The following is a 26,432-nucleotide window of genomic DNA, read 5'->3' on the forward strand; positions in this document are numbered from 1 at the left end:
CGTGTCGCCCGGCCCCTTTTGTCACACCGGTCGCCGAACTTAGGCGGCGCGGCGGCGGCTGTAGCCGAAGTAGACGAAGAAGCCGATGACCATCCAGATGATCAGACGCAGCCAGGTATCGCCCGGCAGACCCCACATCAGATAGCCGCAGACCAGCACGCCCAGGGGGCAGACCAGCCAGAACAGCGGCGTCTTGAACGGACGCTCCATGGCCGGCTGGGTGATGCGCAGCACCAGGACGCAGCCGCAGACGATGGCGAAGGCCAGCAGCGTGCCGATGGAGACCAGCTCACCCAGGATGTCGATGGGGAACAGGCCGGCCAGCAGGGCGGCCAGGACGCCGGTGACCAACGTGGCCACGTGGGGCGTGCGGTAGGTGGGGTGCACCTTGCTCAGCACCGGCGGCAGCAGCTTGTCGCGCGACATGGCGTACAGCACGCGGCTCTGGCCCAGCATCATGACCAGCATGACGGTGGTCAGGCCGGCGACGGCGCCGATGTCCACCGGCAAGGCCAGCCAGTGCAGCTGCCGCACCGCCTCGATGGCGACCACCACCGGGTGGGGCACGTTCAGCTCGGTGTAGGAAACCAGGCCGGTCAGCACCAGCGACATCAGGATGTACAGCACGGTGCAGAATACCAGCGAGCCGAGGATGCCGATGGGCATGTCGCGCTGGGGCTTCACCGCCTCCTGCGCGGTGGTGGAGACGGCGTCGAAACCGATGTAGGCGAAGAAGATGACGCCGGCGCCGCGCAGCACGCCGCCCCAGCCGTAGTGGGAGCCCTTGTCGTCCACCACCTCGGCCGGGATCAGGGGCGACCAATGGGCCGGCACCACGTAGAACAGGCCGAAACCGATGACCAGGAACACCACCAGCAGCTTCAGCAGGACGATGATGCCGTTCACGCGGGCGGAATTGCGGATGCCGACGTAGAGCAGCAGGGTGATGAGGCCGACCATCAGCACGGCCGGCAGGTTCAGCACCGCGCCCGTGGTCTGGAAGTGGAAGCCGTCCTTCACCGTCAGCGGGGCGGAGGTCAGGGCAGCGGGGATGACGATGCCCACCTGTTTCAGCAGGTTGACGAAATAGCCCGACCAGCCCACGGCCACGGTGCCCGAGGCGAACAGGTATTCCAGCGCCAGGTCCCAGCCGATGATCCAGGCCAGGAATTGGCCCACGGTGACGTAGGCGTAGGTGTAGGCGCTGCCCGCCACCGGCACCATGGCCGAGAATTCGGCATAGCATAGGCCGGCGAACAGGCAGGCGGTGGCCGCCAGCACAAAGGAAAGGACGATGCCGGGGCCGGCGTACTGGGCGGCGGCCGAACCCGTCAGGACGAAGATGCCGGCGCCGATGATGGCGCCGATGCCCAGCGCGGTCAGGTTCCAGGCGTTCAGGCTGCGTGCCAGGGTCGGGCGGCTTTCATCGCCGTCACCGTCGGCGCTGGCCTCCTCGATAGTCTTTTTCGTCCAAAGGCTCAAAACCACCTCTCCCGTATCTCTGCCCAACCGGCCGGCGGACGCTTGCTGGCGCCCAGGCACGACCGGCACGATGTGATGCCCCGCGTATTGCTTGCCCGCGCGTCGCTTGTCGCGCATTGCTTGGATGTCGATGTACCCGCTGTCGGGGGCGCTGTCACCTTAAACGGCGACCAAAAATGTTGATGGGCTAAGCTTTTCCGGAACCGGCCCGGCGGCGACAGATTTATGCGTGCTGCCGGCCCCGTCGGACCGGATCGGTATTGCCTGTCCAGGTGGCCTAGTCATTTCGTGCGCATCGGCGGCCCGCCAGGATGGGATCGGTTTCGAAACAATACCGGCGAATTGACACCCGGGTCCCCGCCGCCGGAAGATCAACCCACGCCTGTACCGATCCGCGCGCCGTGCCCGGTGGTTGCCCGCCCCCCGTCGCTCGGCCTCCGAGTCCACCGCGGATGGGGCACACCCCTGACCCTATGCGGATGCGCGCCTTATAGGTTTGGGAAGGCCTGGGTACGCCTGATACCATCCCTGGTGCCGGACGGCGTTCCGGGCCCGGCCTTCTGGAGTTTCCCCACCTTGCGTGCCGACGCGCCCAATCCTTGGAAGAAGCAGCCCGACAAGGGCCAGCTTTACACCCGTATCATCGGGGACATCCGCCAGCTGGAACAGTCGGTGGCAGCGCTGCAGCGCACCTGCCAGATGGTGGCCCAGACCAAGGAGCTGAGCGCCTTCCGCAAGCTGTGGGTCGAGGTCGGCGACACCCTGTCCTTCATCACCGTGCTGGCTTCGCGCGGCGAAAGCCTGGATGAGAGCAAGCGGCCGGCCACCCTGATCCGTCTGTCCCAACTGCGCCAGACGGTGACGGAACTGCACATCCGGTCGGTCGAACCGGTCCTGCAAGCCATGGTGGACAAGGCGGAGCCCATGGGCCTGGGTACTGGCTACGTCATGGAAAAGTGGGTCACCCACATGGACGTGACGGCGCAGGAGGTGGCGCAGTCCATGGCCGACCTGGAACGCCTGCACGTCGATGTCCGCCACGCCGCCGAACTGGCCGAGACCGTTCCAGCGGGGGAGGCGGCGGCCCCCTTGCTGAAACTGGACGCCGTCGAGGCCTCGTATGAGGCTGCCATGGCCGGCTATGGCCGCCTGACCGGCGCCGTCGCCCGGTCCCGCGCGCTGGCCCAGATCATCGTGCAGTCGGCCCCCGCCCTGCGCGACTTCACCAACGACCGGCAGGAACAGACGGTCAGGGCCTACCTGCGTGGCCCCGGTGATGCCGGCGCGTTGCCCGCGCCCACGGGCGGGCCGGCCACCGGCACGCTGTACTTGACCCGCAAGGAAGGAAAGCTTTACGTCGATCCTGAGCTGTCGTCGGACGCGGTGAAGTCCCTGCGCGGCGGCGGCTACATGGAAGATCTGGCCAAGCGCATCGACCTGCCGCGCCACAAGCTGACCACCCTGCTGGCGGGCCGGGATGGCATCAATTTCACCTTCCTGTCCAAACTCAAGACGGGGGTGGAGGGCGTCACCGGCGCCAACGGCGTGAAGGTCGAGGTTCTGCAGGCGTGAATTCTTCCGGGCTGGGCCGCCGCGTCCCCCATTGCCATCGCCCTTAAGGTCTGCCCCTATTCCGGGATAGATTGAGGTCCCGATGGCAAAACCCGCGAACGTTCCGTCCCCCGTCCCTGATACCGAGTCCCTGGCCCAGCCCGTGGCCGGCCCCCTGGGGGTGGACAACCCGCTGGCGCTGGACCGGCAGCTGTGCTTCGCCCTCTACCAGGCGACCAATCGCATCACCCGCGCCTACCGCCCCCTGCTGGACGCGCTGGGCCTGACCTATCCGCAATACCTGGCGCTGATGGCGCTGTGGGAGGGGGCGCCCCTGACGGTTGGTGACCTGGGGAGCCGCCTGGACCTCGACTCCGGAACCCTGACGCCCCTGTTGAAGCGCATGGAGGCGGCGGGCTTGGTGGCGCGGCGGCGCGACCCGGCGGACGAGCGCCGCGTGCTGGTCGACCTGACCCCCGCCGCCTGGGCGCTGCGTGACAAGGCGCTGGCCATTCCTGGCGCCATGCTGTGCCGTTTCCCCGTGCCGCTGGACGAGGTGGCGGACCTGCGCGACCGCTTGCACCAGCTGGCGGCGGCGTTGGGCGAGGGCTGAACGGCTACTTCACCGGTACCAGCTTGATCTCGAACAGCTTGGGCCAGCGCTTGCCGGTCACGAACAGCCGGTCGCCCTTAGGGTCGTAGGCGATGCCGTTCAGCACGTTGTCGATGTTCTGCGTCCGGCCCGACAGCGCCTCCAGCGGCGTCAGGTCGATCCATCCGGTGACGGCGCCGGTGGCGGGGTTGATGCGGGCGATCAGGTTGGTCTGCCAGATGTTGGCTAGAATCTCGCCCTTCACGAACTCCAGCTCATTCAGGTTGCGGATGGGATAGCCGTTGTCGGTGACGGTGATGCGTCCCGTTTCGGCCTGCGTTTCCGGATCCAGGAAGCGCAGTTCCGGCGTACCGTCGCTCATGATCAGGCGATGGCCGTCCTGGGTCAGAGCCCAGCCCTCGCCACGATAGTGGAATTCCCGCCGCGCCTTGAAATCCCCCAGGCCGTAGACGAAGCCGACTTCGGTCCGGTAGGTCAGCTGCACCAGCCGATCCTTCCAGTTGACGATACCCTCACCGAAATACCGGGGATCCAGCTCCCGGCTCTGCAGCACCGTGCCGGTCGCCAGATCCACCTTGCGGATGGTGGAGTGCTGCTCCAGCCCCGTGCTCTCGTACAGGAAACCGTCCAGGTAGAAGAGGCCCTCGGTGAAGGCCTGGGGGTCGTGCGGGTAGGTGTGCACCACTTCCACGCCGTATTTCCGGGGCGCCTCCTGGGCGTGCGCGGTGAATGGCAGGATGGCCAGGGCGAGGGCCAGCAGCAGGGCCCGGACATGGGTGTGGGCAGGAGCGCGGACGGGGGGCAGGGGCATGGGGCTCGGGCTCAGGCGGCGGGCGGGAGAGCTTTATAGGCGGTCGGGCCGCGGGCAGGGGCGGTCACGGCGTCGCGGGCTCGCCGGATTGGGTCGACTCGGCCAGCGGATCCGGCGGCTCTTCCGACGCCGCCTCGCCCTCGGCCGGCATCTCGGCCTTCAGGCCTTGGCCCGTGACCTCGATGCCCCATTCCTCCACCAGCGCCTGGCGCTGTTCGTCCAGTTCCCTGATCTTGGCCTGGTCGCGGGCCACGGCCCAGCCGGCCACCAGGGGCGGGATGCCGAAGTAGAGCAGCCAGCCCACGCCGGCGGCGGAATACATGACCAGCCAGGTCACCGGCTGCACCAACAGGCCGGCGGCATAGTCCATGGTATGGCCATGCTGCCAAAGCTGGATGCAGAAGGGCATGACGCCGCAGAGGTTCAGGCCGCCCACCGTCACGGCCGCTGGCTTGTCCGGATCGCGGTCGACGATCCAGGCCACCAGGGTCGGCACCATCCCGATGACGGTCAGCACCGAGGTGGGCATGACCAGCGCGCCCAAAGGCAGCAGCAGCACGGCGGCGGCCAGCAGGCCGCCATAGCTGCGGCGACGGGGGGATGAGGCGCTGTTCATGACACCACCCTGGCTCACTTCACGCCCGCCATCAAGGTGACGATCACGGCCAGGCCGGCCAGGGAGATGCCGCTGGCCACCATGGCGGCCACCCGCTTGCCCCGCGTCACCGCCACGTCGCTGCGGTCGCCCAGCGATTCCTCGATCTTGTTGATGCGGGCCGTCAGGCTTTCATGGCGGCGCATGGCGTCCAGGAAACCGTGATGGTCCTGGGTCAGGGCCTTGGGGTCGTCGACGATGCTGAGCAGGGCGTCCAGCACGCCCTCGCGCGCCGCCTTCTGCGCCGCGGCCCGCACCTCCTCCCGCTTCTTCAGGTTGCGGAAGCGCTTGAACGACGGATCCAGGATGCTGGTCATCCACAAGGCCAGGCCCGGTACCTTGGGCGGTCCCGCCCGGCGCTGGGTGTCGGCCAGGATGGCCAGTACGCCCACCGGCCGCCGTGCCGTTTCCGCCGCCAGCGTGGCCAGCAGGCGCTCGTTCAGCTTGGGATTGCGGGTGGCGATGAAGGCGGCGACATGGCGGTCCATGGGGTCGCGGCCCGGCCCGGCGCCGGCACCGGCCGCATCCAGCGCCGCCATCAGGTCGCCCAGGGTCAGGGGATAATAGTCGGCCACCGCCGGGCTGAGGCAGGGCGCCACCGGGCTGAGGCCATAAAGTGCGCGTTCGATGCCGAATCCGGGGCTGGTATTCTCCAGCACGGCGCGCACGGCGTCGAACTGCTGGATCATCAGCACCTGCTCGGCCTTGTATTCGGCCTGCACGCTGATCCAGAAGGCCGGCAACTGGCCCACGATCATTTCGGCCAGGGCCTGGCCGCCCTCGCCGGTGGCCAGCGCCTCGGCCAAGGCGGTGCCGAAGCCGTCGGGCATGATGGCGCGGCCCTTGTAGCGCAGGGGGCCGGGGGGATCGAGCGCGGTGCAGACGCGCGCCACCAGGCGCTCCTCCACGTTGGAGGCGCGGCCACCGGCCGTGGCGCTGCGCACGGCGTTGGCCACCGCCTCCGCCCGGGGCTCATCATTCAAGGAGCGGCGCAGCCAGCGGTCCAGCTCCCCCCGCTCGATCACCTGGGCGGCGGCGATGGGGGACTTGGAAAAGGCCCAGGCGGCCCCGCGCACGTGCCAGATCTCCCGGCCCTGGAACTCCATGGGCCGGGGCGCGCGCTTGGGCAGCTGCGCCTGCTTGGGGCTGAGGCGCCGGCCCTGCATCCACATGTCCAGGTCGTTCAGGGTCCAGCGCTGGCGGGCGTCGTCGGTGATCAGGCCGCGCAACGGTTCCACCAGCGACTGAGGGATGCGGGTACCGCTGGTCAGGGCCGAATAGGTGCCCCTGTCCATGCGGGCCTGCAGCAGCGTCTGTTCATCCAGCCCCCGGCCGGGCGTGCGGCCCAAATAGAGGGACAGCAGGGTGACGCCCAGGGCGTAGAGGTCGTCGGCGATGGTGCCGTTGCCACGGCCCGAACGGTCGGCGAGGGCGCGGTCCAGCGGTTCGTACACCAGGGGCTGGGCATAGCCGGGCGGCAGGCTGACGCAATCGCCCAGCACCACGGCCGCGGCGGCGGATTCGCGGATGAACAGGTTGGTGGGGTTGAGGGCGCCGCAGCTGAGGCTGCGCTGGGCGATGTCGCGCAGTACCGAGGTCAGCTGTGGCAGCACCACCCGCACCAGGGCGTCATCGGCGATGCCCTCAATGACGTCGTCCAGCCGTTCCATGATGCGGCGGCCGGACGGGCGTTCGAAGATACAGACGAAGCGGCGCCGGTGCTCCGGCGACCAGTCGACCACCCCCCAGTCCATGAGGTGCAGCAGGTTATTGTTCTCGATGGCGCGGAAGCTGCTCATCGCCTCGATGCGGGGCGGCACGGGCTGTTCACAGACGATGGCGAACAACTCCGTCTTCTTCTCGCGCATGCGGTGGGCCAGGTAGGCGCGGCCACCGGGCGTGTCGAAGGCGGGCAGCGGTGCACTGGGCTGTATCTCCGCCCGGCCGCCCAGATCGATGGGGCCCAGGTCGGGAACCGGGAACTCTCTGTCTGCCGCCGCCATGATACCCCGTCCGGTCGGCGCCCCGCCGTCCCTCACGCCCCGGCCGCGTATACGGCCCCCTCATGGTGATCATGCCCGATTGGCACGGGCGGTAACAAGACGGCTGGCCGGAATAGACAATCGGATCAAGGCGATTGGCTGAACGGTTGCGTAATTCTAGGCGGAATGGCAATCCATGGTGTGGGGCCAGGGTGTAGGGGGCCGGGGTGGGCGCGCAGCTGCGCCGATGGACAGGGCCAGTGCATCAGGGGCCAGTGCATCAAGGTTTGCGCTGGATCAATCCCCCCTGCCTGCCGCCTGGCGCATGATGCCTGGCGCGTATCGTCCGGAAACAACATTGTTGCCCCAGCGAATCGTGACGTTGATTTCGGGCTGCTGACGCGCAGAATCGGGGCCTTACTGATCAGGATGCCTTATCCCATGTTGTTTCCAGGCGATGAGTCCACCGGCGACGTGCCGGCCCCACCGGGTTCGGGCACCTTCGCCGTGGAGCGTCGCTGGGGGCCGCTGGTGCTGGTGGTCACCCTGGCCAGCCTGTCGTTCGCCGGCCTGTTCGCCGCCGGCCTCGGCCGGGAATCCGGCATGGGCATGCCCATGGTCATGGGGCTGGGCGCCCTGGGTATAGTCGCCGGCCTGACGCTGGCGGCGTTGGTCCACGGCCGTGTGCGCCGGCATGAGACGCTGCGCAGCCTGGTGCGCCAGCGCACGTGGGAGCTGGAGCAGGCGCGCACCCTGGCGGAGGAGCAGGCGGCCGCCCTGGCGCTCAGCAACCGCGACCTGCGCGTGGCTGCCCGCGTGATCGAGCACAGCGTCGACGGCATCATGGTGACCGACGCCGACAACCGCATCGTGCTGGTCAACCGCGCCTTCACCGACATTTCCGGCTACAGCGCCGACGAGGTGCTGGGCCAGGATCCGCGCCTGCTGAATTCCGGCCGCCAGGGCCCGGAATTTTATCGCGTCATGTGGCGGGCCCTGCGGGACGAAGGCGCCTGGGCGGGGGAGATCTGGAATCGCCGCAAGGACGGCACCGTCTATCCGGAATGGCTGCGCATCACCCTGCTGCGGGATGAGGACGGCGCCATCAGCCACCACATCGCCGTCTTCAGCGACCTGACCGCCAAGAAGGAGGCGGAGGAGCGCAACCGCCACCTGGCCTTCCACGACGCGCTGACGGGCCTGGCCAACCGCGCGCTGCTGATCGGCCGGGTGCGCCTGGCCCTGGCCAATGCCAAGCGGACGGGGGAGCCGGTGGCCCTGCTGCTGCTGGATCTCGATCATTTCAAGCTGCTGAACGACACCCGTGGCCATCCCACCGGCGATGCCGCCATCGTCGCGGCGGGGGAGCGTATCCGCCGCACCGTGCGGCCGGGCGACACCGTGGCCCGGCTGGGCGGGGATGAGTTCGCCATCATCCTGACGGGCGCCTCCCTCGCCGGCCCGTCGCTCACCGGGGCCGACAAGCGCCAAGAGGCGCTGGCCGCCGTGGCCCAGGTGGCGGAGCGGCTGGTGACCGCCTTCCAGTACCCGCTGGCGCTGGAGGGGACGGGCGGGGGCGAGGTGCGCCTGGCCTGCTCCGTCGGCGTGGCCGTGGCCCCCGGCGACGGCGACACGTGGGAAGCGCTGCTGCGCCATGCCGACGTGGCGCTCTATGCCGCCAAGCATGCCGGCCGCGACCGCTTTCATTTCTTCACGCCGGAGATCGGCGACCGGGTGCGCGACCGCACCTGGATCGAGGAGGGCTTGCGCGTTGGCCTGGGCATGGCCACGGGTGCGGGGGGCGATGGCGTGGTGGATGGCTTCACCCTGGCCTACCAGCCGCAATACCGCCCGGCCGCCACCGGCGTGGGGGGCACCCTGATGGGGGCGGAGGCGCTGGTGCGCTGGAACCATCCGGAGGACCTCAGCCCCGTCTCACCCGCCCGCTTCATCCCGGTGGCGGAGGAGACGGGCCTGATCGTGCCGCTGGGCGACTGGGTATTTCGCACCGCCTGCCGCACGGCGCGCAAGGTGCGCGAACGGGGCGTGGTGGGCTTCAAGATGGCGGTCAACCTCTCGGCCGTGCAGCTGCGCGACAAGGGCTGCGGCGACCGCCTGCTGCAGATCCTGACGGAGGAGGGCTGCAGCCCCGGCGACATCGCGCTGGAGATCACGGAAAGCGCCCTGATGGGCGATGCCGAGGGCAATCTCCAGGCGGTGCATGACCTGCGCGCCAACGGCTTCCGCTTCGCCATCGACGATTTCGGCACGGGCTATTCCTCGCTGGCCTACCTGCGTAAGTTCGCGGCCGCCTATGTGAAGATCGACAAGTCCTTCGTCGACGGCCTGCCGGGCGATGACGCCAGCCGCCAGATCGTGGCGGCCGTCATCGCCATGGCCCATCACCTGGGCCTGGAAACCATCGCCGAAGGCATCGAGACCGAAGCGCAGCTGGATTGCCTGCGCGAGCTCGGCTGCGACATCATCCAAGGCTACTTGCTGGGCCGCCCCATGCCGGAGGCGCAGCTCATGGCCCTGCTGGGGCCGGTGGCGGTGCCGGCCTAATTCGCGAGGTCCACGCCCGCCTTCCAGTCGGTGCCCGCCTTGTAGATGCCCAGGCGCTTCATCTCATTGGTGAAGCTGTCCCAGCGGGCGGCGGTCATGCGGCCGATGGCGTCGGGAGCCGCCGGGGTGCCCTCCACGATGCCGTCGTCCAGCAGGGCTTTGCGGCCATAGGCCAGGGTTTCGGCGGCCATGTCGGGGTTGGATTTGCGGATCAGGGCGTCGGCGGGCGCCGCGTCGCCGTGCAGGTAATGGCGCCAGCCTTCCGCCGTGGCGGCGACGAAGGCCTTCACCGCCGCCGGATGGGCCTGGATATAGGCGTCGTTGAACATCACCAGGCCGCTGTAGCCGTCATAGCCCTGGTCGGCCAGCAGGAAGACCTTCACGTCCGCCCCGGCCTTCTTCGCAATCAGCGGCTCGCTGGTGGCATAGCCCTGGGCCGCCGCCGTGGGGGTGGTGAGGAAAGGCGCCAGGTTGCCGGTGTAGCGGCGAATCTGGCTGTCCTCGAACGGGTACTTGCTCTTCAGCCAGCGCCACAGGGTGTTGATGCTGGGATCGCCCAGGAAGATGGGCCGGCCTTTCAGATCCGCCAGGCTGGTGGTGTTCTGGGCATGGGTCATCAGGATGGTGGGGTCCTTCTGGAACATGGACGCCACCGCCTTCACCTTGGCGCCGGCCTCCACCAGGTTCAGCACGTAGAAGGCGTTGGAGCCGATGGTGCCGTCGATCTTGCCGGCGGCCAGCATCTGCTGCGCGCTCATCCCAGGGCCGCCGGGCACGATGGTCACGTCCAGCCCGGCCTTCTGGTACAGGCCCTCCGCCACTGCCTGGAAATAGCCGCCGTGCTCCGCCTCCGCCTGCCAGTCCAGCATGAACACCAGCTTTTCCGCCGCGCGGGCCGGATGGCCGGGGACAGAGGCGGACAGCAGGGCGGCCAGCGCCAGGCCGGCCTTCAGGAAGGCGCGGCGGACGGGACGGGCAGGCATGGAGGTTCCCTCATCTTCTGCGACTGGTTAACGGCTGCAGAGCATACCCACTGTGCCGGGGCGACGGAAGCGGGGCCGGCGGCGATGGATGTTGCGCGCGGGGAAGGCGGACCTATAAGACTCAAAGGAGCCGTTTCAGCCCTCAGCCGGAAAGCCGTTCCCGCCCATGCCGTGTCGCCTGCCTTGTCCCCTGGCCGCCATCCCCCATGCCGGAGCCCGGTCATGAGCCGCTGGCTGCTGGTGACGGGCGGGGCCAAGCGCCTGGGGCGCCTGATCGCGTTGACGGCGGCCGGGGCGGGCTGGGATGTGGCCTTGCATTGCAACGCCTCGGTGGACGCCGCGACGGCCACGGCGGAGGAGGTGCGGGCGCTGGGCCGTCAGGCCCTGGTGGTGCGGGCCGACCTGGCCGACCCCGCCCAGGTGGAAACCCTGGTGGCGCGCACGGCCGCCGCCGCCGGCCAGCCGCTGGCGGGCCTGGTCAACTCCGCCTCGCTCTTCGAATGGGATGATGCCGCCAGCCTGACGGCGCAGGGCTTCCTGGTGCACCAGACGGTCAACACCCTGGCGCCGGTGCTGCTGACCCGCGCCCTGCACCAGGGGCTGGGCCCAGGCCAGCGTGGGACCGTTGTCAACATCCTGGACTTCAAGCTGGCCAACCCCAACCCGGACCACCTGTCCTACACCCTGTCCAAATACGCCCTGGCCGGCGCCTCGCGGCTGCTCGCGCGATCCTTGGCACCCGCCGTTCGGGTCAACACCGTCTCCCCCGGCTACGTCCTGCCGGCCCCCGGCCAGAACGAGGCGGAGTTCCAGCGCCTGAGCCGCCGCAACCCCCTGGACCGCGCGCCCGACGCGCAGCAGGTTGCCGACACCGTGGTCTTCCTGCTGAACCACGACACCATCACCGACCAGGACATCGCGGTCGACTGCGGCCTGCGCTTCCTGAACCTGGCGCGCGACGTGGGCATGGCTTGAGGGCAGCCGACCACTGAGCCGGTATGTCTGGGGGCGTTATATTTGGGGAAGGGGAACGGATGGTGGGCGCGGTAGGGATTGAACCTACGACCCCCGCCGTGTGAAGGCGATGCTCTCCCGCTGAGCTACGCGCCCATCCGTCCAACTGTAAGCAACGTCAATGCGTTACGGGGCGGGATATAGAGGGATCGGGCCGCCGACACAAGCGTTTTTCGATGTTCACTGTGACATAGGTGTGACGCGCTGGGGGCATCGTTGCGACCGTCGCCTTGCAAGCCATTGGAACACCAGGAAAGGCAGGCGCCAGGGCCCTTGCAGGGGTGGACACCATGGCCCTTGGAGGGGTGTTTTCGGGAGGCCGCGCGGAGGTGTCGTCTGGCTTCACTGTGACAAACGGGCCCGAGATGTGCGGCGATGGTCGCTCATTGAGGTGTAACGGGCCGACCTGATGCACGGATCAAGCTGAGCCCGTAACTGCCATTCAGTGTCGGATGGAATATCCCTGTGGTGCAGGCCGCTTGCTATTTTTGAGGGCTACTCTAAGTAGCTTTACAGGTTTGCAGTTGGTTCCCTGGCACTAGGGGGAAGCATCGTGTTGGACACGGCCCACACCGCTGAAGACGCGGAGTTAGACCAGGCCCTCAGGGAGGGCATTCATGAAGTGGTCAGGGATGCCACCGGGCATCCTGCCGACCGCATGAGTTTCCCCGTGGGCCGCGTGCCAGCGGGGCAGACGCTGGAACAGTTCTGGCACGTCGATTTCCCCTATGCCCATTGGGTGGGCGGGGGGCTGGATTACAACCAGTTCGAGGTGACGGCGGTGATGACGGACATGCTTTCCGTCCGGCGGCTAAGCCCAGCCCTGCTGCAAGCCTTGCTGACACGGATCAAGGATCGCCTGACAGAAGCATATGGCCCCCAGGTGGGTGGCATGATGGCGGCGATGCTCATTGCGCGGTGTCATCAGGCCATACAGCAGCCGGAAGATTTCCCGGGCTTGCTCAGCGATGATGAACTTAAGGCGGCATATGCGGCGAGTACCCGCACAAAGACAGCCTTCGGCGCCATGGGTGCAGGGTTCGGTTTTGCCTCAACGGCACTGGGCAATGCAAAGAAGGCCGCTGCCGCTCCCTGGCCGCCACCATGGCTTAGAAATATTTTCAGCCGCTTGACCGCCACCGCTGAAGCCGGAACGCCCGTAGTCGGGTGGGTGATCATTGAAGCTGGGTACATGTTCAAGACAGGCTACAGTTACTTTGATCGTCGGTCCCAAGCCTACCGCGACGAACTCAACCGCAGGAACCTCGCCATACCATGACCGACCTGCCGGAAACGAAACGGGCGCCAACAGCAAAGGGGATGCTTTGGCTGGTCGCCCACGTCTTTGCCGTGATAGCGCTGGTTATCGCCGTGGTCTTTCTTCCGGGTCTTTCAGGAAGTGCCGGGAACTGGTGGTGGGGCCTATTGGCCCTGGCGACAATTGGCGGTTTTCTCGTAAGGCGGTGGTCTGGTTTAGGCAACCTGATTTGGGTGTTGGGATGCCTGACCCTGATGGTGTTCACGCTGGTGGCGCGGGGTTGACGCAGGCTTGTGGTGCCAAGGGTGCGGCCATTTGATCTTCTGAACCGTCCAGGTCGATTATGACCGAAATATCAAGCGTGCAGCCGAGGCCTACACGACTGATTGTCAGGTGGGTCCTGGGGGCCTTGTGGAACTTGACGGGCTATGGCGCCTTCTGGTTCGGGGTTTTCCATATGCCCCGTCTTCAGGGATGGCGAGATTTCGCGTGGACGCCCCTGTTCACGATAGCGGTGATTGGAGGCTGGAGAGTGAAGCGCTGGCCGATAGTTAAGGAAATCACCTGGATGGCCGCCTGCCTGGGGTTTCTGGCGCTAAGCGTCGTTCCGGGTTAACGGCCTTCATTCCGCCTCCTGGCCCGGGGTCGTATCGGACGATACCCGCTCGAACCCCACCATCTTGCTTTTGCCGTACTCGCGGATGCCCATGGCTTCCAACTTCGCCATGAACACGCGGTGCTGTCGGACGTTGGTCAGGAATTTCTGGGTGGTCAGTCCCAGCGGCTCATAAATGACCTTGAACTTGACCCGTGTCTGGCTGGGGTTGTCCGCGAACCACCGCGCAATGATTTTTAAGGCTTCCGCGACGCGGCCGGTGGGTTCCTCGATCCGGGGCACCCAATCGACAACGGTGCAACCGGGGAACGTCTCACGCAGGTCCGATGCCGTGGTCCTTGCGCTGGCGATCACGTAGGCGTGGCAGGGCGGGCAACTACCGCCGACGCTTTTGCGCACGACGGCCCGGCAGAGGGCCTGAAGCACTTGGTGGCGAAATTCCCCGGCCTCCACCCGCCTGCGTTCGTCTGGGGGGCATCCACCTGCTTCTACGGGCTTGCCGGTGGCCGCGTACCAGATGGCTTCGTAATCCATTTCCCGGTAGTACAGATTTCCCGCCAAGATCACGTTAGGGACATTGGCATAGGCATTGGTGCCGTGATGCATGCCCCAAGTCAGGAATGACACGCGCGTGGTGTCGCCGGTGATCTTGTCCTTCAGCAGGGCCTCAATATCCGGGTCTTCCCGCTTGGTTCGCTTATGGTGGATCACCAACCATGGTTCATCGGGCTTCGAATTGATGGTGTCCGCGATGCCGTCGGTCAGCGTGGCCGGAGCACTGCGAAATGCGGTCTTTCCCCCGCCTCGGGCCCAATGATGGATGATCAAGCCTTCGTAGCTCTTGGGCGCGTCCGGCAGGCGGACCAGGGTATTCCCGTGGTGTTCCCATAGGGCGTAGGTGTCGCGGACGCGGCCGGACGCATCGAGAATGACCAGCGGGGCTAGGTCACGGGGGAGGTGTTCATCCACGCTGATCAGATAGCGGCCTTCCTGGTGATGGCGGACCAAGCAGGGTTTATTGGACAGCAGAATAAGGCGGCGGGCGGCTTCGTCTTCGACCGTCGAAAGGTCCACCTGGGCACGCCGGTAGTCGCTCCCCAAGTCCAACCCGAAGGCGGATGCCAGGTCCGGCACTTGGTACACGTTGCCATCCTCAGCGGCTTCAAGGTCCCTATGGATCGTCTCCAAGACGGACACCAAGTCAGGGTTCCGGACGCGGAAGTGGGAATACAGCTTCGGTATATGGTCCCGTTCGATGGTCACACCCCGGGCCCGCTCGAAGGTTTCATCCCAGATGCGGACACGCCGGGGATGGCCCTGGTAATGGAACACCTCTGTATCCGCGAACAGGTGTTGCTGGCAGCGGCTGGCGATCATGGCTTGGGTGGTGAACAGCACCCGGGCTTTGGTGGGGTGTCTGCCGCCAAGGGCGTTCAGTTCTTCGTCAGCGGTGAACACCGCGAAATCGTCGGTGTGCAGCCTTGCTGCTTCCACCACATCTTTGATCTCGGCTTTCCGGGAGAGGCCCACCAAGACGCCCACGGCCCCCGTTCGGTCCTGCCGACACAACGCCTGTAGGAAGCTGACCAGGGCGGTGGTTTTCCCTAAGCCAGGGTCCAGGGCCGCCAGATGGTAGCGCGCTGGTGTGACACCGCTGATCATTCCTGCCATACAGCCCAGGGTGGCCTCCAGGGCTTCCCATTGGCGGGCAGTCAGGACTTGCCCCCGGGCATCCAAGGTGGTCCGCAGGGTCGCCAGGGAATCGGTCAGGGTGTCCCGGGCGGTGGTCAGTATAGATGTATCCATAAACCAGTATCTTTAAGGAAAAATGGGTATATCCTCCCTCTTACGAAGGGATGTTGCTCTGCTGTGAGCCTATCGTGGAGCTATCGGTGGGATGATTTTGTCACTATTGCCCTTAATTTTATCTTTGGTAGGAGGAATTATGGGCCGCATTTCGAATTTAACTAGACGTTATGTCAGAGTTCCCTGACGTATACCAAGTGTCACGGAAACGGGCTAATACATATTACGAAATGGGGCCTTCGATAAGCGCGCGAGGCAGAACACCAAGCATGGCTTTCGTGACCACAAACCATATGGCTGAACGCCCCCACCACGCGGCCTTTGGGTGTCCCGGATAGGGGTGTGTTTTTACACCCCGCGATTTAGGGCGCTCTATGGGGCGGTGACGTTAAATCAAAAGCCTTGGTGTTTTTGGTCACGCCTCATATAAGAGGGCTGAGTTGTGCATTTTCATGTTGCTGAATCTATAAGTCGTGAAGATTTCCAACAAGAAGACCATAATGCTAAGCTTAGCGACCATAGAGGCCTCATTATAATTTACTTAATTCCGCGGTTACGGAGTAACCTAAACTGTGGGATATCTCTAAGATATCATTCGCTGCCCCAGAACCGTTCCAGTTCCGGGATCGGGATTCCCGCTTCGCTTAATGAGAAGTGTATAGGTGGCCGACGACGCCGCTGAGCCATCACCAAGGGGCTTTGACGAAATCGAATGGTATCTCACGGCTTCGCCAGCATACCCGCTCACGGGGCTGTGTGATTGGCCTGTGGGTGATCCCTTCCGGTGGCATCCCGCCCTATGCCGCGTGTTCCATGGGCTGGTGTTGGTGTCGCGCTAGGCATGCGCCCTGGGAATCGTCGGGATTCCGAAGCTGCGCGGGTTGCTGTCGTGTGTGTGCCGTAAAGTTTGCTGCAACGGTCGTTGCACCAATCTTAAGGACCTGCCCCATGACCCGCTATGTCGCCTACTACCGTGTCAGCACCCGCCGTCAGGGTGAAAGTGGGCTTGGACTGGAAGCGCAGATGTCGGCCGTCCGCACCTTTGTCGGGCAAGCGCCGTTGGTGGCGGAATTCACGGAAGTGGAGTCGGGTAAGGTGAACGCCCGTCCACAATTGGAGGCGGCCATCCGCACCGCTGCGCTCTATGGTGTCACGCTGGTTATCGCCAAGCTGGACCGCCTGTCCCGTAACGCGGCCTTCCTGTTGTCCCTGCGAGACTCCGGGGTGGACTTCATCTGCGCCGACATGCCCAACGCCAACCGCCTGACAGTGGGCATCTTGGCCGTGGTGGCAGAAGCGGAGCGGGAAGCGATCAGCGCCCGGACCAAGGTCGCCCTGGAGGCTGCCAAAGCCCGTGGGGTGCGCCTGGGAGGGGGCCGGGGAAACCTGAACACCGTCCGAGCCCTAGGCAACGCCAACAGTGCCAAAGCCCGTTCCGCCGCCGCTGATGCCCATGCCCGCCGTCTGGCGCCCTTGCTAGCGGACCTGGAGGCTGAGGGTGTGTGTTCCGCGTCGGGTGTCGCGCGAGCTTTGAACGACCGAGGGCTGAGGACCGCTCGGGGATGTCTATGGACTGCCGTTCAGGTCAAGGCGGTACGGGGAAGGCTGGCAACTTGATTTTTACGGGAAAGTCCGAAGTCGACCCCCAGGGGGTTTTAGAGAAGCCTCTTTCAAACTTCCTTTCGGGTTTATCGTCGTTGTTTTTGTTGAATGATGCAAAGATACGTTCCATGATAAACAAATTCGAACAGTAAATCCTCGTCGAGATCAAAATGGCCAAGATTGATGATATTAAAAATGTTTTAATCTGGGGAATGGAACGTGTTATCAATGGAAATTATGTAATTTGTGGCCTTGATTGTAACGCCCATTTTGAGGCTTATGATCTTGTTATTGTCTCAGTTCCAGATACTGGAGGTCATGTTGGGAACATGGTCTGGTTCAGTCTCTTGCGGCAGGCAGTCGATAGATACTTAAATAGTGGTGGTATAATTTTTGTTCATTGCAATACTAATTTTTTCATTCCAGATGGGGTGGGTGATTTTGTAAACCTCATAGATATATTTCATTTTAACTCAATAGAATATTCTAGAAAGCGCGCTAGCGGCCTCGTAATTGCTAGTGAGTTGGCAGAGTATTTTAAGGATATGGTCGGGAATTGGAATTACCAACACGTCATCATGGGTGACAACATAAATCCTTTGCTTGTTACCAAGCGAAGCAACGAAATATCCGCTGGTTGGATTGAATTCGAGAATGGTGGCGTCGTCACGTTTCTCCCGCCGGCTAATATTAATTTAGAATATCTTGATATTTTGAAGCATGTCGCTGTTGGTATAAAAAATAAGATTTCTCAAGAAAAATTGCCATTTCCAAGTTGGGCTATTGACCCAATAATTCCTGGGGAGATTGATTTTCATAATAAGGCATTCCAAATAAAGAAAAAAATAGAAAATTTAGAGAGCGAATTGTTTTTAACTATTGAAAAAGAACATAGCGAAGCTAAGTGGAAGGGATTATTCACTAGCTACGGATCTAGTTTTGTTCAAATAGTGATGGATGCGTTTAAGGAAATTGGAATTAAATCTGTAAACGGTCCACATCCGCACGCAGACATCATTGCCCTGGTTGGTGGGAGTTTGTTTGCAATTGAGGTTAAAGGACTTGTGGGTGGGGCAAAGTCCGCCAATGTGGCACAATGCAGCAAGTGGGTTTCCGAACTGTACCATTCACTAGTGGCAGAAGGCGACGACGTTACGGAGGTCGACAAAAAATACAGAAGGTGCCTAGATTCACTAGATATTGATTTATGTTCTTTTGACGATAAGCCGCACGGCATGATCGTTCTCAATACATATAGAGATACCCCGCCATGGCTTAGGGACGGTGAGGATTTTGTCCATAACGTTGTTGTTGATATAAATAGAGAAAAATTTCGCGCGATGACCGGCCTTTCCCTTTTGAAGATACTAATTGATTTTCGGAGTGGGGCCCTGAAATCTGAGGACATTGCTGGTGAAATATTGGGAACGACCGGTGTAATTCGCCGAGTAGTCAAATTTGAAGATGGAAAGATTGTGTGATCACGGCTGTGGAAGGGTTGATGATAGGTACGATCCTCTTTTGGGGGCAGGTAGTGCTATTAGTTAAACCTGCATTCCGCACGCATCAGGGCCGACTTTTGAAACGTTCCACCGGCCCGCGCCGCAGACCATAGGACTTCCCCCCGCTTATCCGGCCCGATCCGGAAGGTGTAGACTTCGACGGTTTCAGAACCGCTGTAGAAGGCCTGGACGATCACAATGCGGTTGAGGGTGTTGGCCGCAAGGATGCTGACGGTGGCCCCGTCTTGGGTGGCGCTGCGGGTGCCGTAACTATCCTTAAAGATCAGGTCCGGCTTATCCTCCACGGCCCCTGGTTTGTCGCCCAGCATGACTAGGGACACGGTCCCGCCGTCTATGCCGTCATCGTGCCAGCCGGTGTCTGGGCCCTTCATTTGGGGGTTGGGAAAGAAGTAGGCGGTGCCCTTCGACGGTCCACAGGTGGCGATCACCGTTGCCGCTTGGGCGGGGTAGGCTGCCAGGGATGCCCATAACGCCGCTGCGGCGGCCGCCAGATAGGTTCCGCGCATCACCAGGCACCTCCGGTCGTCTCCAGGCCCATGAGCTTGTCGGCCAGCGTTTCGGGCCGTAGGTGGGTGTAGCGTAGCAGCATGCGCGGGTCGCGGTGACCGCTGATGGCGGCAACCTCGGGCATCGTTAGGCCCTTCTCGAAGAACCGGGAGATGGCCTCGTGGCGCAGGTCGTGGAACCGCAGGTCCTTCACCCTGGCGCGCTTGCGGACACGTTCCCAGGCCAGCCGGACGGCGTTCGCGGACAGGGGGAAGGGGCCAGGGCCGCCGTTGGCCTTCAGGGCGTTCAGGATGCGCAGGGCGCCAGCGGATAGGGGAATGGTGCGGGGCATGCCGGTCTTGGTCACCGGAATGTGCAGCGTGCGGCCTTGAACGTGTTCCCAGCGGACCGCCAGGATTTCCGACCGACGCATGCCGGTTTCCATGGCGAACCGGATGACCTGGGGGATCAGGGGATTGCGACAGCCCGCGAAGGCGTCTTCCAGGCGCTTTGCTTCGCCCGCACCCGCCAAGCGTCGTGTCCGGGCATCGGCCACCTTGGGGCGCCGGATGAGGGCCACGGGATTTTCCGTGATGGGGTGGTCCCAGTCCCGCCGGGCAACCTCCAGGACGTGGCTGAGGATGTTCAGTTCGCGGTTGATGGTGGACGCGCTGACGGCCTTCTGGCGGCCCTCCACATAGTTCCGAATGTCGATGTGGGACAGCTTCACCAGGGTCAGCCTGCCCAGCGCCGTGGCCTCCAGGGCCTTCAGCCGGGCGGCTTCCTGCGGGGCCCCACGCTTGGCCGGGGTGATTTCCTCACGATACCGCCGCATGAGCATCCCGAAGGTCACCGTGGTCAGCGGTGTGGGGTCCTGGGGAAGGTCGTTGCCATCCGCCTTGACTTCCATTTGCCGGGCCCAGGCCTCAGCATGCGATTTCAACTTGAAGGTTTTGGAAAGGGGACGCTGGTCCTGTCGCCGAATCTGGGCTTGCCAGCCGTCGCCGCGCTTACGAATAGTCGCCATGATCGCCTCACGGGTGTGACACCAGTGTGACGCGCTGACGTTGCCAAGGGAGTTTCCTAGGGCCGGGACATCAAGCTAACCACTTGATAAGCCTAGAGAAAACGGATGGTGGGCGCGGTAGGGATTGAACCTACGACCCCCGCCGTGTGAAGGCGATGCTCTCCCGCTGAGCTACGCGCCCATCCGTCGTGGGGGCGGTTTGTAGAGGGACGGGGGGCCTGTGTCAATATGCTTGTTCGGGGCGGTTGATAAATCCATTCTGAGGTCCGGCCGCCGCCCCGACAGGCTGGCGGCGTCGGTTTCCAAGGGAAGGGATGGGTATGCGCGTCGCCTTGTGCCTGAGCGGTCAGCCGCGGACCTGGCGTCATTGCATCGACAGCCTGCGTCGCCTGGTGGCCGGTCATGAGGTCACCACCTTCCTGCATCTGTGGGATGAGGTGCCGGAGGCTGAACGGGTGGAGATGCTGGCCGCCTACCAGCCCGCCGCACACCTGGTGACGGCGCGTCCCCCCTTTGCGGCGGAGAAGCGGCGCATGGCGGAGCGTTGGCACTACCGCCCGCCCTTTTCCGTCTTCGACATGTTCCACGCGGTGCAGCTTTGCCTGAACCTGGCGCTGGGGCACAAGGGTCCGGACGGCAAGGCCGCCCCCTTCGACGCCATCGTGCGGGTGCGCTACGACAGCCGCTTCGACGACACGCTGCCCGAGGACTGGTTCCGCACGCCCGGGCTGATCACGCCGGACAGCTGGACGCCGGCGGATGGCTACAACGACCAGTTCGCCTTTGGCCGCCCCGCCTTCATGCGGCTTTACGCCGCCTTCGCCACCTGGCTGCCCCGGGGGATGGAGGGGCATGACCGGGCGGTGTTCCAGCCGGAGGCGGCGCTGCGGCAGTATCTGGACAAGGTGGCCATGGTGCCGGTGCGCCAGGCGCCCCTGCGTGTCACCCTGCTGCGCGAGGGCCAGGAGGATCTGCCCTTCGACAAGCTGACCGATCTGCCCATGATCCACGCCCGGAAGGCGGCGGCGTGGAAGCAGTACGCGGACGCGGGCTTGCCGGCCGACCTGGTGGAGAAGCTGGACTTTTCCCACTATGCCGAGGCGCCGCTGATGGTGGACCAGCAACTGTCGGATCTGCTGGAACCCATGGACGAGGCCGCGCGCCACGCCCTGCTGCGGGCCCCCTGGGTTGAGCGCATCCTGGCGGTGGACGCCTTCCTCGCCGGCCTGGTTTCCCAGCGCTCCGGCAACGGCACCCTGACGGGGGAGGAGTATGAGCGGCTGCGCCTGCTGAGCGCCGGCCTGATCTACCGCATGCCGCCTGAAACCACGATGGACGCGGACAGCGCCATCCTGCACGTCCTGTCCTGCAACGTGGTCGATGCCACCCGGGTTGCCGATTGGCTGAAGGTGGTGGGCGACCCGGGGCGGGAGGCCCTTCAGCGTCGGCTGGGCCGCTTGACCATCCTCGCGGCGGCCATCGCCCACGCCGACCCCTTCGAGCAGGACTTCCGCCTGGGCTGGCGCCTGAACTGAGCCTCAGGCCACCGGTTCCAGCGTGCGCAGGGCCGCCAGGGCGTCGGGCGTGTCCACATCCAGGAGCACGCCGCCGTCGGACGGCACGTCCACCACCCGGTCGGCATGAGCGGCCAGCAGGCTGCGCGCACCCTGGTCACCGGTGATGCCGGCCATGGCGGGAACCAGGTCGGCCGGCCACAACACGGGGTTGCCCCGGCGCCCCTCCGCCACCGGGACGACGATGGCCCGGCCCGCCGCCGCAGTGAAACAGGCCAGCAGGCGGCGGTGCGTGTCCGCCGTGACGCGCGGCATGTCGCCCAGGCAGACCAGCACGCCCGTGCCGCCGGCCACGCCGCCAAGCCCGGCCTTGAGCGAGGCGCTGAGGCCCTGGGCATGGTCCACCGCCTCGATGAAGCGCACGTCCAGCCCGCGCAGGGCGGCGCGCACCTCCGCCGCCTGGTGGCCCAGCACCACGGTCACGCGGCTCGGGTTGGCGGCCAGCGCCGCCGTTACCGCGTGCCGCACCAGGGGTTGGCCGGCATAGTCGGCCAAGAGCTTGTTGGCGCCCATGCGGCGGGCCGATCCCGCCGCCAGCACCAGCGTGGTGACGGGAAACTCCGCCGCCACTGCCGGGGCGGCCTGCGGCCCCGGTGTGGGGATGGCGCGGTGACGAGGCATGGGGCGGCTGGGGATGTCGGTCAGCAGGCCGCCGACCCCCATGCCCATGATATCGGCGGGCGTGACCTCCAGCCCGGCGGCCACGCGTTGCAGGATCCAGTCGAACCCGTTGATGCGGGGTGACCGGGCGCACCCCGGCAGGCCCAGCACCGGCACATTGCGCAACCGCCCCAGTAGCATGAGATTGCCCGGATCCACCGGCATGCCGAAATGCAGCACTTCGCCACCCGCCTGGACGATGCCCATGGGCAGCACGTCGCGCCGGTCGGTGATGGCCGAGGCGCCGATGACCAGCAGCAGATCCAGGTTCAGGGCCGACAGTTCCGCCAGCGCCCCGGCCACGGCCGCGGGGTCGTGGGCCAGGCGCCGCTCCGCCACCAGGGTGCCGCCCACCTGGGCTAGGCGCGCCTCGGTGACGGCCACCGTCTTGTCCAGGGTCACCGTCTTCAGGCCCGGCAGGCGGGTCTGCACCAGGCCGGCACGGACGCCGCGCCACGGCGCCAGGCGCAGGGCCGGCACGTCGCCCCTGGCCGCCTGCTCCACGCGGGCCGCCAGGCCGTCGGGAACGGCGAAGGGAATAATCTTGATGGTGGCGGCCATGGCGCCCGGCGCCAGGGGAGAGAATGCCGCCGCCGTGGCCACGGTCACCGCCTCGTCCACCTGGTTCAGGCGATTCAGGCGGGCGGCGTCGACGAGCAGCAGGCCACCGGTCTCCGCCATCACGTTCACCCGGCCGGTGGTGGCGGGCGTTAGGGCCAGGCCGGCGCCGGCGACGGCGCGGGCGATACGCGCGGCGGCGGCGTCCTCCCCCACATCGTCGGGATCCAGCCGTACGGCGACCACCTCCGTCACGCCGGCGGCGGCGAGATCGGCCAGGTCGGCCGCCGACAGCCGGCGACCCTTGGGATAGCGCAGCGTGCCAGCCTTCAGGCTGTGGGCCAAAACGGCCCCCTCGGCATCTGCGACGGGCAGTGGGCCGAAGCGCATGGTGTCAGCGTCCGGTTGCCTGGGGCGCCTGGCATTGGCGCCGGGCGGTCTTGGCGCCGCGCAGGGCCAGGGTCATCTCCGCCAGGATGGACACGGCGATCTCCGCCGGCGTCAGGGCGCCGATGTCGAGGCCGACCGGGCCGTGGATGCGCTCCAGCGCGGTGGGGCCGAAATCGGCCATGCGTTCCAGGCGGCGCTGGTGGGTCTTGCGACTGCCCAGGGCGCCGATGAAAAAGGCGTCGCTTTCCAGGGCCGCGCGCAGGCCCGGCTCATCCAGCTTCGCGTCATGGGTCAGGGTGACGACAGCAGTGCGCCGGTCGGGCGCCAGCGCGGCAACGGCATCGTCCGGCCACTCCCGCACCAGGGTGACGCCGTCGCCCGTGGGGAAGCGGGCGGCGCTGGCGAAGGCGGCGCGGGGATCGACCACGGTCACCTCATAACCCGCCAGCCGCGCCATGGGGGTCAGCGCCTGGGCGATGTGCACGGCACCCACCAGGATCAGCCGCAGGGGCGGGTTCCATACCTGGGCGAACCATTCGCCCTCGGCCTCCTCCGGTGCGATCAGGACGGACCGGTCCTGGGTCAGGGCCTCCAGCACCTGGGCGCGCACGGCCTCCGGCAAGGCGGTTTCACCCTGCTGCCGCTCCGCGTCCACCAGGGTCTGCTGCCCGGTGGCGAGGTCGGTGACCAGGGCCGCCGGTCGCTTGGCGTCGGCCGCGGCCAGCAGGGCCGACAGCAGCCGCCGGCGCGAGGCGCCGTGGCCGGGGCCCATGGGGGCCACATAGATGCGCACGGTACCGCCGCAGGCCAAACCAACCTCCCACGCCCGCTCATCGGGTACACCGAAGGTCAGTAGCCGCGGCTCCCCATCCACCAGGGCGCGCAAGGCCTCTTCCACCACCGCCCCCTCGACACAGCCGCCGGAGACGGAGCCGATCATGCCGCCCCGGGCGTCCACGGCCAGCTTGCTGCCCACCGGCCGGGGGGAAGAGCCCCAGGTGGCGATGACCGTGGCGATGGCCGCCGCCTGGCCCTGGGCCAGCCAGCCCTCCACCGTGCGCAGGATGGACAGCTCGTCCACCGGCGCGGTGACCCGCTCGGCATCCTGCGATGCATCCGGGGAGGAAGGGGGGATGGTGGAATCGAAGGTCATGGGTATACCGACGCGGTTTTGGGCGGGCGCCCGGGCCCCCTCCCAGATAGGACGCGGGGTCGAGGATTGCCAGCCTGCGGGACCAGCCTGGGGGGCTTGATGACGCCGGCTTAGCGGATCAGCACGATCAGCAACAGCAGGACCAGCACCAGGAGGGGGATCCAGATCATGGGCCGCAGGCCGGCGTGGGTGACCGGATGGGCCATCGTCGGGGCCGGCTGCGCCGTGTCCGCCGAGGGCTCGGGCGCCGCGGGCTCCGGCGGGAGGGAGATGCCGGCGGAACCCAGGGCTTCGGCCTCCGTGGGCCGCACCTGGTGCTCGATGGCGCGGGCGTGGGTTTCCGGTTCCAGCGGCAAGGCGGCCGGTTCGGGCGTTTGCGCCGCCAGCTCGTCGCGCGCGGCGCCATCCTGGGCCGCCGCGACCAGGGTGGGGGCCATGGCCTCGGTCAAGGGGGCCAGTTCCACCAGGGGAATGGACTCGGCGGGCGCGGGCTGGTCGGCGGCTGGTACTTCGGCGGGCGCCGGTTCCGCTTTGGGCTTGCGCGCGCGTTTGGGCGCTGTTTCAGGTCCGGTCGCTGGCCCGGCTGCGGGAACCTCGACCGCCTTTTTGGTGCGGGTGCGCTTGGGTTTGGCATCCGCCGGCACCTCCTCCGGCACCGCCTCGGCGATGGCGGCGGCGTCCACGGCGGGTTCGGCCAGGGCCACATCGGCAACCAGCGCGGGGTTGGTGGTGGCGGCCGTGGCCAGCAGGCTCGCCAGATGGGCGAAAAAGGCGCGGGTGTCCGCTTCGGCGTCCGCATCGACGGTGGCGCTGAACACCAGCCGGGTCTGACCGTCCCCCGCGTCCACCAGGCGGACGGCGGCCTGCTGGCCATCGCCGTGCAGGACGCACCCCTGCGGCGGGTCCAGGTCGGATAGGGTGATGGTGCTGTCGTAGCCCGGCGGCACGCTCTGCCGCAGCAGCTCGGCGTCGTTCAACGCCACCCACACCAGATCCAGCGGGGCCGCGACCAAGTATTCGCCGGTAATGTCCATCCTGGACGTCCTTTTTCTGCCGTTTCCCGCGACCGTACTGGGCACCGGCCACCGGGGCAAGCCCTCGTCCGGTACAGCACAGCCCCTTGATGGAAAATGGCTATCAATCACCGCGGGCAGCCGTCGTGGGCGATATACCGCGTGGGCGATATACCGCGCGCTTGCAACCTCCAGCTGGCGCGACGGGTTCCCGGAGGGCCGGTGATCCGGTCGCGGCGCGGTGGGAAACGCCGTCTATGTTCCCCAATGGGCATAGGCGCCGCTTGGTCCGCCTCCTAAAAAAGCACGGGGATGATTTCTGCGCCAAGGCCGATGTCTTTGGCGGAGGTCAGTAACCATGCCGGCGATATTGACGAATTTTGGCCGTAATCATCATCTTCTACTAACGATGAAAAGTGCTTCTCTTGTGGACATGCCCGATTCGCTGTACCGTGGAGGCATCATGATCGTCGCACCCTTGCCCGTTCTGGACCTTGCCCCCGCCCAGCCGCCGGCGGCGACCCTTCATATCGACCGTGTGGGCGCGGTGCAGGAGCGTGAGGCGCGGCAGCGTGACCGGCGCCGTCGTCAGTCCCCGGAGGAGGGCGCGCGTCACGGCCGCTCCCTGTTCGACGATATCGTGGATGAGGTCGACCCCACCGGCGCGCTGGAACCGGACCATGAGGAACGGCTGCGCCAGAACCTGCGGGGGCTGGTGCGCAGCGGGGCCCCAGTGGCGTCGCCGGCCGCCGGCCGGGAGCTGGACCATGTGGTGGACCACCTGGCGCCCCAGCATGCCCACCTCAGCGACGCGGAACGGCTGGAGAATGCCCGTCTGGCCGACGCCCTGCGGCAATGCCTGGCGGTGCACAGCGACGGCGCCCGGAAGATTTCCACCTATCTGCAGGCCCTGATGGCCCAGAACGGTGAGATCCACCATGTGGAACTCACGGTCTGAGAGGCGGCGTCAGCTTGCCTGCCGCCCACCCAGGCGCAGCAGCGCCTCGCGCCGCTGCTCGTGAAGGTGGCTGACGGTGCGGACCGCCAGCAGGTCGCGCCGTGCCAGCCGGTTACTGTCGCGTCACAGCACCGGTAGGCGGCCGTGGCCTT

At 65.8% G+C, this 26,432-nt stretch carries 21 protein-coding genes and 2 tRNA genes; 10 read left to right on the forward strand and 13 right to left on the reverse strand.

The genetic code is table 11. From position 1 onward, the window contains the following. Positions 1 to 39 precede the first annotated feature (39 nt). Positions 40 to 1,488, reverse strand: a complete 1,449-nt coding sequence (locus FBZ87_RS08280; protein WP_145609884.1) for an amino acid permease — start codon at positions 1,486 to 1,488, stop codon at positions 40 to 42. 525 nt (positions 1,489 to 2,013) lie between these two features. Here FBZ87_RS08280 and FBZ87_RS08285 point away from each other — a divergent pair. Together FBZ87_RS08285 and FBZ87_RS08290 are read left to right on the forward strand one after the other, a co-directional pair. After that, on the forward strand, positions 2,014 to 3,054 hold the full coding sequence (locus tag FBZ87_RS08285; RefSeq protein ID WP_145609885.1) for a hypothetical protein: 1,041 nt from the start codon (positions 2,014 to 2,016) through the stop codon (positions 3,052 to 3,054). Positions 3,055 to 3,136: 82 nt separating this feature from the next. Beyond that, positions 3,137 to 3,646, forward strand: a complete 510-nt coding sequence (locus FBZ87_RS08290; RefSeq protein ID WP_145609886.1) for a MarR family winged helix-turn-helix transcriptional regulator — start codon at positions 3,137 to 3,139, stop codon at positions 3,644 to 3,646. Positions 3,647 to 3,650: 4 nt separating this feature from the next. On the opposite strand, the gene FBZ87_RS08295 is transcribed toward FBZ87_RS08290, so the two are convergent. From FBZ87_RS08295 to FBZ87_RS08305, 3 genes are all read right to left on the reverse strand, one after another. Continuing rightward, positions 3,651 to 4,457, reverse strand: a complete 807-nt coding sequence (locus FBZ87_RS08295) for a glutaminyl-peptide cyclotransferase (RefSeq protein ID WP_145609887.1) — start codon at positions 4,455 to 4,457, stop codon at positions 3,651 to 3,653. A gap of 64 nt (positions 4,458 to 4,521) precedes the next feature. Beyond that, positions 4,522 to 5,073 (reverse strand): hypothetical protein, encoded by a 552-nt coding sequence (locus tag FBZ87_RS08300; RefSeq protein WP_186291339.1) that lies wholly within the window; start codon positions 5,071 to 5,073, stop codon positions 4,522 to 4,524. Between the two features lie 14 nt (positions 5,074 to 5,087). Then, entirely contained in the window at positions 5,088 to 7,115 is a 2,028-nt protein-coding gene (locus tag FBZ87_RS08305; protein ID WP_145609888.1) for a serine/threonine-protein kinase, read from the reverse strand. Positions 7,116 to 7,535: 420 nt separating this feature from the next. Here FBZ87_RS08305 and FBZ87_RS08310 point away from each other — a divergent pair, with 420 nt between their 5' ends. After that, a complete protein-coding gene (locus FBZ87_RS08310) occupies positions 7,536 to 9,659 on the forward strand; it encodes a putative bifunctional diguanylate cyclase/phosphodiesterase (protein WP_186454652.1) in 2,124 nt (707 codons plus the stop codon). On the opposite strand, the gene FBZ87_RS08315 is transcribed toward FBZ87_RS08310, so the two are convergent. Continuing rightward, positions 9,656 to 10,642 (reverse strand): ABC transporter substrate-binding protein, encoded by a 987-nt coding sequence (locus FBZ87_RS08315; protein ID WP_145609890.1) that lies wholly within the window; start codon positions 10,640 to 10,642, stop codon positions 9,656 to 9,658. The two genes, FBZ87_RS08310 and FBZ87_RS08315, sit on opposite strands and share 4 nt — an antisense overlap. Before the next feature lie 222 nt (positions 10,643 to 10,864). On the opposite strand from FBZ87_RS08315, the gene FBZ87_RS08320 reads away from it, so the two are divergent. Continuing rightward, complete coding sequence (locus FBZ87_RS08320; protein WP_186454653.1) at positions 10,865 to 11,617, forward strand: SDR family oxidoreductase; 753 nt, start codon at positions 10,865 to 10,867, stop codon at positions 11,615 to 11,617. Positions 11,618 to 11,677: 60 nt separating this feature from the next. Here the strand turns inward: FBZ87_RS08320 and FBZ87_RS08325 are convergent. Then, positions 11,678 to 11,752, reverse strand: a tRNA-Val gene (locus tag FBZ87_RS08325). A gap of 457 nt (positions 11,753 to 12,209) precedes the next feature. Between FBZ87_RS08325 and FBZ87_RS08330 the strand changes: the two genes are divergently transcribed. Further along, positions 12,210 to 12,935 (forward strand): hypothetical protein, encoded by a 726-nt coding sequence (locus tag FBZ87_RS08330; RefSeq protein WP_211106894.1) that lies wholly within the window; start codon positions 12,210 to 12,212, stop codon positions 12,933 to 12,935. Further along, positions 12,932 to 13,198: a hypothetical protein gene (locus FBZ87_RS08335; protein ID WP_145609893.1), complete on the forward strand. Its 267-nt coding sequence runs from the start codon at positions 12,932 to 12,934 to the stop codon at positions 13,196 to 13,198. Before FBZ87_RS08330 ends, FBZ87_RS08335 begins: the two co-directional genes overlap by 4 nt. Positions 13,199 to 13,536: 338 nt before the next feature. Here the strand turns inward: FBZ87_RS08335 and FBZ87_RS08340 are convergent, their stop codons facing one another. Next, entirely contained in the window at positions 13,537 to 15,336 is a 1,800-nt protein-coding gene (locus FBZ87_RS08340; protein WP_145609894.1) for a hypothetical protein, read from the reverse strand. Between the two features lie 948 nt (positions 15,337 to 16,284). Between FBZ87_RS08340 and FBZ87_RS08345 the strand changes: the two genes are divergently transcribed. Together FBZ87_RS08345 and FBZ87_RS08350 are read left to right on the forward strand one after the other, a co-directional pair. After that, complete coding sequence (locus tag FBZ87_RS08345; RefSeq protein WP_145609895.1) at positions 16,285 to 16,953, forward strand: recombinase family protein; 669 nt, start codon at positions 16,285 to 16,287, stop codon at positions 16,951 to 16,953. Positions 16,954 to 17,108: 155 nt separating this feature from the next. Next, entirely contained in the window at positions 17,109 to 18,419 is a 1,311-nt protein-coding gene (locus FBZ87_RS08350) for a hypothetical protein (RefSeq protein ID WP_145609896.1), read from the forward strand. A gap of 59 nt (positions 18,420 to 18,478) precedes the next feature. On the opposite strand, the gene FBZ87_RS08355 is transcribed toward FBZ87_RS08350, so the two are convergent. The 3 genes from FBZ87_RS08355 to FBZ87_RS08365 all read right to left on the reverse strand — a co-directional run bounded on the left by FBZ87_RS08355 (position 18,479) and on the right by FBZ87_RS08365 (position 20,155). Then, positions 18,479 to 18,967: a hypothetical protein gene (locus FBZ87_RS08355; RefSeq protein WP_145609897.1), complete on the reverse strand. Its 489-nt coding sequence runs from the start codon at positions 18,965 to 18,967 to the stop codon at positions 18,479 to 18,481. Further along, complete coding sequence (locus tag FBZ87_RS08360) at positions 18,967 to 19,857, reverse strand: tyrosine-type recombinase/integrase (protein ID WP_186454654.1); 891 nt, start codon at positions 19,855 to 19,857, stop codon at positions 18,967 to 18,969. Before FBZ87_RS08360 ends, FBZ87_RS08355 begins: the two co-directional genes overlap by 1 nt. Positions 19,858 to 20,080: 223 nt before the next feature. Beyond that, positions 20,081 to 20,155, reverse strand: a tRNA-Val gene (locus FBZ87_RS08365). A gap of 139 nt (positions 20,156 to 20,294) precedes the next feature. On the opposite strand from FBZ87_RS08365, the gene FBZ87_RS08370 reads away from it, so the two are divergent. Then, positions 20,295 to 21,509 carry a hypothetical protein gene (locus tag FBZ87_RS08370; protein ID WP_145609899.1) on the forward strand — a complete coding sequence of 405 codons (1,215 nt, stop codon included), beginning with the start codon at positions 20,295 to 20,297 and terminating at the stop codon, positions 21,507 to 21,509. 3 nt (positions 21,510 to 21,512) lie between these two features. Here the strand turns inward: FBZ87_RS08370 and FBZ87_RS08375 are convergent, their stop codons facing one another. From FBZ87_RS08375 to FBZ87_RS08385, 3 genes are all read right to left on the reverse strand, one after another. Further along, positions 21,513 to 23,156 carry an NTP transferase domain-containing protein gene (locus FBZ87_RS08375; protein WP_145609900.1) on the reverse strand — a complete coding sequence of 548 codons (1,644 nt, stop codon included), beginning with the start codon at positions 23,154 to 23,156 and terminating at the stop codon, positions 21,513 to 21,515. 4 nt (positions 23,157 to 23,160) lie between these two features. After that, positions 23,161 to 24,309 carry an XdhC family protein gene (locus FBZ87_RS08380; protein ID WP_145609901.1) on the reverse strand — a complete coding sequence of 383 codons (1,149 nt, stop codon included), beginning with the start codon at positions 24,307 to 24,309 and terminating at the stop codon, positions 23,161 to 23,163. A gap of 110 nt (positions 24,310 to 24,419) precedes the next feature. Further along, positions 24,420 to 25,343, reverse strand: coding sequence for a hypothetical protein (locus FBZ87_RS08385; RefSeq protein WP_145609902.1), 924 nt, complete (start codon positions 25,341 to 25,343; stop codon positions 24,420 to 24,422). Positions 25,344 to 25,785: 442 nt separating this feature from the next. Between FBZ87_RS08385 and FBZ87_RS08390 the strand changes: the two genes are divergently transcribed. Then, positions 25,786 to 26,280: a hypothetical protein gene (locus FBZ87_RS08390; RefSeq protein ID WP_145609903.1), complete on the forward strand. Its 495-nt coding sequence runs from the start codon at positions 25,786 to 25,788 to the stop codon at positions 26,278 to 26,280. Positions 26,281 to 26,432 lie beyond the last annotated feature (152 nt).

Source organism: Nitrospirillum amazonense, from assembly GCF_007828035.1.
Taxonomy (GTDB): Bacteria; Pseudomonadota; Alphaproteobacteria; order Azospirillales; family Azospirillaceae; genus Nitrospirillum; species Nitrospirillum amazonense.